Below are 1,371 nucleotides of genomic sequence, written 5' to 3'. Positions count from 1 at the left end.
ACGAGCCGGTCAGCGCCAGAACATTGACGACGCCGCTCATCAGGGCAATTCCAGCGAACGCGCGGCGGAAAGAAGCCAAAACCGCAGCGAGGGTTGTTCGTGGCGGCTCGGACGAATGGGAATGCGACATCGCCTTCACATCGGTTCCAGTTCGGTCCCCGGCGCAAGGATCGTGCCCGCAATCAGGCTCGGTGTCTCCATACCGCAGCCACCGTCAGGTGTTGCGCCTAGATATGCCAATCGTTCAGCGCGTACGCGTGGATGTAGTCGATCTGCATTTCCGCAGGTGTCGCAAGCCCGTCGGCGGGCGCTCCCGCCAGGCCACCAACCGCCAGATCGACCAGCATATACATGGGGTCGTGCATATCGGAAGGCGTTGCGGCACGAGCAACTTCGACGTCATCGAAATACCAGACGAGTTCGTCTTCTGTCCACAGCACTCCGTAAGTGTGGAACCCTTCGGTATCCGCGGCATAGGCCGTCGAGGACACTGTCGTATGAGTTCCCGTCTCGTTGGAGTGGCTTGTCATAATGAGCTTGTTTGGATCCTGACCGAGCATTTCCACGACGTCCAGTTCCGGTGGCCAGGAGCCGTCAGCCGGGAGAAGCCAGAAGGCCGGCCATACACCTTGCTTTTCGGGCATGTCAGCCCGAATTTCGAAATAGCCGTAGGTTTGTGCGAAGGACTCATAGGTCGTCAGCAAACCTGACGTGTATTTGTAATCGTTTATGTAGGGCTGGATTGCCGCGGGAGCCCGGGCGGCGGTAATCGTGAGAACACCGTCCTCAACGCTGAACGGGTTGACCGAACGCGTCGGGGCGTAGTTGGTGTCGATATACCATTGAAGCTCCTTATTGCTCGTGAGCGAGCTGCCGTTCGCGGCACCCCACCAGAAGTTCGAGTCCCAGGTGCCGCTCGAGCCATTCCACAGGTCGAGCGTGTTGAACTCGTCCGAGAAGGTGAGTTCCAGATGCGACCTGTCCAGGGCCAGATCGAACTGGCCTGGGGTGAACTGGTCGATGGTCTTATTGGCGAAAACGAGAAATTCGTCATTGGACAGATTAAGTCGGACGTTCGCTCCCGACTGAACCATGTTGGCGTGCACGTCCTCGAAGGAGGTGAAGCCGAAGCTCCCGACACGCACGGTATCATCGACGCCAAAATCGAGGATCAGGTCACTGCCGTTGCCGGGGGTCACGACGAAAATGTCCGCCCCGGATCCGCCCTTGAGAACGTCATCGCCCTGCAAGCCGTCGAGCGTCTGTTGGCCGGAGCCGCCGGCAATGATGTTGTTTAGCTCGTTTCCGAAAGCATAGTGTTTGTCGCCGGTGACCGTCAGGTTTTCGAAATTCGCTGGGAGTTTGTAGCTC

At 58.4% G+C, this 1,371-nt stretch carries 1 protein-coding gene; it reads right to left on the bottom strand.

All coding sequences use genetic code 11. The features are described 5' to 3' along the window. Positions 1-227: 227 nt before the first annotated feature. On the bottom strand, positions 228-1,371 hold a 1,144-nt coding region (locus tag NKJ20_RS33985), incomplete at its 5' end, for a family 16 glycosylhydrolase (protein ID WP_352749955.1).

Source organism: Mesorhizobium sp. M0185, from assembly GCF_040322175.1.
In the GTDB taxonomy this organism is placed as follows: Bacteria; Pseudomonadota; Alphaproteobacteria; order Rhizobiales; family Rhizobiaceae; genus Mesorhizobium.
The sequence above is the reverse complement of the archived record's forward strand: the minus strand, read 5'-3'. Positions and strand labels throughout refer to the sequence as shown.